Origin of the sequence: Synergistes jonesii (genome assembly GCF_000712295.1) — a bacterium.
GTDB lineage: Bacteria > Synergistota > Synergistia > Synergistales > Synergistaceae > Synergistes > Synergistes jonesii.
Genome location: NZ_JMKI01000060.1, coordinates 36208 through 42438 on the forward strand (window position 1 = coordinate 36208; position 6231 = coordinate 42438).

Sequence of the window (6231 nt, forward strand, 5' to 3'; positions counted from 1 at the left end):
TGTGACTGGGAGTGATAAAAAATGAAGATGCCAGAGCGCGACATCAACCGGCCTATGCAGGGCAAGGATTTTTTAGTCGAAGTCTATATTCCGGGCGTGCTCGGCAAATGGTGTGTTTTTGGCGGACAAAGGGACGGCTCCCTTGATGTTGAAGCGGATGTCGTCGACATGACGGAAGCGCGCTCTGACGGATGGGGATACGCGCGCGTTGCGGCTCGAAGCTGGAAGATGGATATAGATACGCTGTTCATGCTGACGGACGAAGCGCGCGACTACATACGTGTCGCCGCCGCGATGGGCACGCCCGTGTACTTGCGCATACGCGATTCCATCGGCGCCATGCGCACTGGACGCGGTATCATCACGGATACGAGCGAGGACTGGGCGCATGACGAAGCAGCGGGATTCTCGATCACGATAGAGGGCCTCGGCCCTCTAAATAATACATAGGAGGCTAATAAAATGGCGTATAAAACAATAAAACTTCGCGGTGACACGGCAACTAACTGGAGAACAAAGAATCCTATACTTGCAAACCGTGAAATAGTCTGGGAAAAGAGCACTTCCGGCAAGATACGTTTCAAGATAGGCGATGGCGTGACGCCGTATAACGATCTTGCTTATAACACAGATGATTCATATTCAAACAAAAATTATCTGCACAACTGGGATTTCCGAAATCCTGTATTGCGTGGGGGGGATAATGATGTTGGACCATGGACAATAACGCGTAAATACACAATAGCGCGCTGGCTTATGTATGGATCGGGAACAGTATCGTTAACTCCCCAGGGAATAATGTTAACACCTATCAACAATGGCAGTGTATATTTAGAACAGTCGATAGAAAATATGCAAGGATTTTTAGGGCGCATGGTATCCGCTGGAGTGAATGTTGTTTCTGGAGAAGCTCGCTTTGGAATTGTGCTTGCTAACGATAACTACTCGATATCCGGCTCCGAGGCGGAGATATTAACCTCTAGAAAAGGCGGCCCTGGAATTATAAATGTATTCACAATGCTTCCTGCATCGAGCGGAAAAACATATCTGAAACAATATATAGCCGCGGATTCCTCCTCTGGCCCCGTGGTAATAGAAACAGCAAAATTTGAAATCGGTTCAAAATGCACAATAGAGTATGACAGCATGGTTGATGCAAATGAAGAGTTTATAGCGTCGGCGAGATATTCACAATTCTTTAGTGTCAATCAGCGTGCACGTATGGTCTCATACGGCACGAAATATATGGATTTTCTTCTTCCAGGATTTGTCCCGATGCGTATATTACCGACAATAGAAAGCGGTGAATTTGATATACGAAACTTAAGTGGGAGCACGGCAGGACTTGAGACTACGCCATCTTTCATAAGCAAGACGCCGAATCTCATTCTTCGTCTCTCAACAGAAGAAGCACATGGGCTTACGGATGGTATCGTTGTAGCGAAAAGTGGCGGCGTGCTTGTGTCCGCGGATCTATAACTTAAGATGGAGGTAAAAATATGTATGCAGTATACGTAAAAATCGACGGCGAACGCAACATCACGATGGTAAATTCCGACACCTTCCTCGGCGATCCTGTACCGGAGGGCTGGATAAAGGTGGACGAAGGCACGGGCGACGCCTACTTCCTGGCGCAGAACAACTATCTGCCGCAGCCGCTCGTGACCGACGACGGCAAATACCGCTGGCGGCTCGACGGCTCCGGGCAGATAGTGGAAAACGACCTGACGCCGACGCTCGACGAACTGAAAGCCGTCAAGCGCGCTGAGATTGCGGCGGCACGCTACGCGGCTGAAATCGCGGGCATCGCGCTCAACGGCGCTCTGATACGCACTGACCGCGAAAGCCAGGCGCTCATCACAGGAGCGGCACTTGCGGCGTCACAGAGCGAGGACGAAACCTACAGTGTGACATGGAAAGCGAAGAGCGGCTTTGTGACGCTTTCAGCCGCGCAGGTCATAGCGGTCGCACAGGCGGTGCGTCAGCACGTGCAGAGCAGCTTCGACAGAGAGGCGGCTTTGCAAGCGGCGATTGACGCGGCGGCGACGGAAGCGGAGCTCAACGGCATTACGTGGTAAATAAGTGGGCGGGGCGAAAGCCCCGTTCTTTTTTAAGGGGGTATTTCCTATGACGGAAAGCATTGTAAATAAGAATCTTGTTAGGCATTCTCAATGGTGTTGGTTTACCGGTTTCCGCAATGCATCTGGCGAGGTCTGCGACGCGCCGGACGACAGCAGCAATGGTTATTATCACAGGTATTTTCTGCGCAGCGAGATGATTCCGGTGGAGGGCGGAAAAGGCTATACGCTTAAGGCCTGGAGTGCAGTCTGCCTCTGTGCGCTAAGTTTTTTTGATGAGACCGGAACATTTTTGTCGAAGAATACAAGCTTGTCGCAAAGCGCGCTTCAGGTGGGGGCGAGTTTTACATCTCCGTCAGATGCGGCGTATATGGAGATTCTCAGCTGGTTGCCTATGCCTCCTTCAGGATATCTTTTTACTTGCTTGGAGGATGTGGGATATAAGCATTTGTATAAACTAGAGGAAGGGAGTTCTCCGACGGCCTTTACGCCTGCACCTGAAGACGCGCAGGACCAGTATATCCCTAAGTTCAACACAAGACCTAAAAATGACCCTGAAGCGGCGAGACAGCTTGTCTCTTGCGCGGAAAGTTATATAGGGCATGGCTGGAAATACGGGAACGCTCAAACGTTGCACGACACTATGACGCCTACAGGACCGTCCGTTTCATATCTGAAATCAGACGGCGTGAAGCAAATAGACTGTCTGACGCTTGCTATGCTGGCGGTTGGCGGTATCCCGTATTTCCAGAGCAAGTATTTCTGCAGCTCTTTTCTGTGGCGCTCAGCGAAATATTACGAGTGGGGCCTGTATTCTCAGCAGAAGTTTCTGGAGGGCTTCGCACGCTGGATATACGAAAACGGTTGGGAAATCGACCCTGGGGAGAATTACCGTAATTTGCAAGCCGGTGATCTGGTTTTCTGGGGAATGAATTACAGAAAGACGAATTACGAAAAGACTAAAACGAGCTTCCGCGGAATCGATCATGTAGGAATGTTTACAGGACGCTGGCTAAGAGATACGGTACCGGCTAACGGCCGTTCTGACGATGGGCTGCTGCATCCGCAGACAATTGAAATATCCAATACCGGGAATATAGTCGTGAATAACTTCCTTGACAGAGTAAGCAGCGAATCAGGGGGAAGCTCCCCGCCTGCCGGATGCAGCGTTGAGTTTATCCAGATGTTCGCGCGCATCCCGCTTTCAAGTCCGTATACGGAGTATGACAGTAACGCACATATGAACACGAATAATGTAATTTACAGCTCGCATTATCAGCCATCTGTGGTAGTTGAGGGCAACGGTAAGCGTATCAATATCGATATTTACGGACGCAATGCGGCTATATGGGAACGCGGTGATATAAGTGCCAACGGCGTTGTGGAGACATCCAATCAGCACCAGTTACATACGAACCTGGTTCCGGTCTTCTGTGTAGCGAAGAACTTAGAGCGCCTGAGAGAACTAGGGTTTATCGTCTATCACTTTTTCTGGTATGACGCGGATGAAACGTTTATTTCTGAAACGACGGCATGGGCGGATTCTGTGCCGGAGGGAGCGGCTTATTACCGTCTGCGCTACCGGAAAATAAACGCAACGCCGTGGACGGACGAAGACATCGCACTTTTTAAGAAACATCAGGCAATACAGCCGTACTGGCGCGGCAATGCGCAGAGCGGCACTGGGACGGCTCTTGACGACGGAGATGACCCCTCGGTCGCGCAGTATCCACAGGGATATCACAGTTACGCATACCTTGAGACCGTCATTCCGAGCGGCAGTTACATCGGCCGCCACAACGGCAGATACGCCCACACGAGCGACGGCCTCGTATGGACGGAGCTGCCAGAAGCCGACCAGGCTAAGCTCGTGGCGCTGCGCATCGGCGACGGGGAAAACAATATCTATATCCCGAACGGGCAGCACGTGAAGCTGACGAGACGGCGGATAGACTGATGTAACTGGAGGTGTCGGCTGTGGCTTGGGTGCCAAGTGACAGGGTGTCCCGCTGGCGGAGACCGGCGGAAATATGGAGCGCCGGGATATCCGCCCGAGCTGATTTTGGTGGTTGTGAAGGAGCGAGAAATAAGAAATGGACGTAAAAATGGCTGTGGTCTGGGCCGGCGTGATAGCCGGCTCTTGTCTTTTCTGGCGGGGCGTGATCACCCTGCTTGCGTAGGGGGAATGAAAAATGAACATCACGCTGGACGTCATAATCGCTGGGATAACGATTGCCACGTTCACCGCCGCTGTTATGCGCGTGACGGTGATACGGCCAATAAGCGACAAGCTCACGCAGATAAACGACTCGATAGTCTCCCTGCGCAACAAGCTTGAGGAAATCGACCGCCGCAGCAACGACCTGCGCGTGCGTATCGCCGCGATAGAGACGTCCATCAAGTCTCTACAACATCAGATCAACGACCTCAAGGAGGGAAAATGAAATGTGGATGCGAATAAAAAAGTGGCTGCTCGTCAACGCCGAACGCGTCGTGCCCTCGCTGCGCCTTTGGGCGCTGCAGCTGGTACTGGAAGCGGAAGAGAAAATACCCGGAAAAACCGGTGCGCAGAAAAGGGAATACGTCGTGCGGAAGCTCGATGAAGCCGTTCGTTTGCCATGGTGGCTGGAACCGTTTGACGCTCCTCTCTTCGGTTTGCTGGTAGACATCATTTGCAACCGGCTAAACGAAAAACATGGGCATGTATGGAACAATCTTTTGGCGAAGGAGATCATAGCGACAACTTTTGCCAAGGAGCAGCCTCGGTGAGCTGGGACCGCGCAATAAGCTTCACGCTGCCGTGGGAAGGCGGACTTTCGAACCATCCGGCCGACCGCGGCGGACTGACGAACATGGGCATAACGCAGACGACCCTAAACAGGGCGCATAAAAAAGGAACGGTGAAACACAACAACGTGCGTGCTTTGTCGAAGGACGAAGCACGCATAATCTATAAAGCTTTCTACTGGGCTCCGTTTGCCTGGGACAGATACACGGAGCCCATAGACATGATCCTCTTCGACTGTTGTGTGAACCACGGCATGGGCGGCACCGCCGACATCGTTCAAAGAGCTTGCGTGTCGTTGGGAGCGTCCCTCATGATCGATGGCAAATGGGGCCCGCAGACGCGCGGCGTCCTGTATGAAGTTGCCTGGAAAAATGGGCTAGCGCTCTCGAAAATGCTGATCACCAAGAGGCTCGCCTTTTATGATCGCATAGTCGTCGCCAGACCGTCGCAGAAAAGCTTTTTAAAAGGCTGGCGCAATAGGACGCTGGCGCTGGCGAAGACGTGCGGCGTGCGTGTGTGACAACAGATAGATTGCGGGGCGGACGCCTTTGGGGGTCCGCTTTGCTCTTTATATGAAAGGACTAAGGGGCTAGGCACGAAAAAGTATTTTATTGCTCTATTGATGTGATTACAGTGCATTAAAGTGTTATAATTTTCAGACAACCAAATTTTAGTTTATGGGAGGGAATTACATATGGCAAACGAAAATCTTATCAGCCACAGACGACATTTATGGGCAGAAGGTGCGGTTCTGGGGGCAACTGGAGAGATATTGAATAATGAAAGTATGCGGTTGTCCTATATACACTCAGATTTCTTCCCCATAGAGAGTGGGGCTGCCTATACTTTCCGTTCCCTTGGTCCATGTAAGGGATTTTTAGTATTCTTCGACGCTGACAAGGTATACTTGGGGGTAAGGGCTCCAAATCTGGCTGCGCAGCAGCAAGAAGGAGGCTATACCTTTACGTCACCAAATGGGGCTGCCTGGTTCCGTGTTACGAGTTCCGTGCGTGACAGCAACGATACACTGCTGCGCTCTACCATTTATGACCTTGGCTATAAGCACCTTTACAAGCTGGAAAAGGGATCAGCGGCCACATCGTTTATCCCGTCAAAGCGCGATAGCCAGGAACCTGTTTATCTGGAATCCAGCGAAAGACCGAAAAACAACGCAGAAGCGGCAAGGCAATTGGTCAGTGTGGCTGAGAGTTACTTAGGTAGAGGCTGGGTCTATGGGCAGGAGCCTTCCAGACAGGATACATATACGTTGGAAGGACCACCGGCAGAAAGTCTGGTAACCGAAGCTGGCATAAAACAGATAGACTGTATGACACTAGCCGTGCTTGCTATAAACGGAATTGATTA

General features: G+C 51.3%; 8 protein-coding genes. All 8 read left to right on the forward strand.

The window, feature by feature from the left end; genetic code table 11:
• The first annotated feature begins 21 nt into the window (after positions 1 to 21).
• On the forward strand, positions 22 to 450 hold the full coding sequence (locus tag EH55_RS13135; protein WP_037978744.1) for a phage tail tube protein: 429 nt from the start codon (positions 22 to 24) through the stop codon (positions 448 to 450).
• A gap of 12 nt (positions 451 to 462) precedes the next feature.
• On the forward strand, positions 463 to 1479 hold the full coding sequence (locus EH55_RS14515; protein ID WP_037978745.1) for a hypothetical protein: 1017 nt from the start codon (positions 463 to 465) through the stop codon (positions 1477 to 1479).
• Between the two features lie 20 nt (positions 1480 to 1499).
• On the forward strand, positions 1500 to 2078 hold the full coding sequence (locus EH55_RS13720) for a DUF4376 domain-containing protein (RefSeq protein WP_051682939.1): 579 nt from the start codon (positions 1500 to 1502) through the stop codon (positions 2076 to 2078).
• A 49-nt stretch (positions 2079 to 2127) separates the two neighbouring features.
• Positions 2128 to 4035: an NlpC/P60 family protein gene (locus EH55_RS13150; RefSeq protein WP_037978747.1), complete on the forward strand. Its 1908-nt coding sequence runs from the start codon at positions 2128 to 2130 to the stop codon at positions 4033 to 4035.
• Positions 4036 to 4270: 235 nt separating this feature from the next.
• Positions 4271 to 4522 (forward strand): hypothetical protein, encoded by a 252-nt coding sequence (locus EH55_RS13155; protein WP_037978749.1) that lies wholly within the window; start codon positions 4271 to 4273, stop codon positions 4520 to 4522.
• Position 4523: 1 nt separating this feature from the next.
• The gene (locus tag EH55_RS13160; protein ID WP_037978750.1) at positions 4524 to 4847 is read left to right on the forward strand and encodes a hypothetical protein; all 324 of its coding nucleotides are present in this window, start codon (positions 4524 to 4526) and stop codon (positions 4845 to 4847) included.
• Positions 4844 to 5386, forward strand: coding sequence for a glycoside hydrolase family 108 protein (locus tag EH55_RS13725; protein WP_051682940.1), 543 nt, complete (start codon positions 4844 to 4846; stop codon positions 5384 to 5386). The genes EH55_RS13160 and EH55_RS13725 overlap by 4 nt, the downstream gene beginning before the upstream one ends.
• 174 nt (positions 5387 to 5560) lie before the next feature.
• A partial coding sequence (locus EH55_RS13170) for a hypothetical protein (RefSeq protein ID WP_037978751.1) occupies positions 5561 to 6231 on the forward strand: 671 nt, incomplete at its 3' end.

What these genes read in the sequence shown, in the direction of transcription:
- EH55_RS13150 (WP_037978747.1), top strand. Translation starts at nt 2,128, where the DNA reads ATGACGGAAAGCATTGTAAATAAGAATCTTGTTAGGCATTCTCAATGG.
- EH55_RS13160 (WP_037978750.1), top strand. Translation starts at nt 4,524, where the DNA reads ATGTGGATGCGAATAAAAAAGTGGCTGCTCGTCAACGCCGAACGCGTC.
- EH55_RS13155 (WP_037978749.1), top strand. Translation starts at nt 4,271, where the DNA reads ATGAACATCACGCTGGACGTCATAATCGCTGGGATAACGATTGCCACG.
- EH55_RS13720 (WP_051682939.1), top strand. Translation starts at nt 1,500, where the DNA reads ATGTATGCAGTATACGTAAAAATCGACGGCGAACGCAACATCACGATG.
- EH55_RS13135 (WP_037978744.1), top strand. Translation starts at nt 22, where the DNA reads ATGAAGATGCCAGAGCGCGACATCAACCGGCCTATGCAGGGCAAGGAT.
- EH55_RS14515 (WP_037978745.1), top strand. Translation starts at nt 463, where the DNA reads ATGGCGTATAAAACAATAAAACTTCGCGGTGACACGGCAACTAACTGG.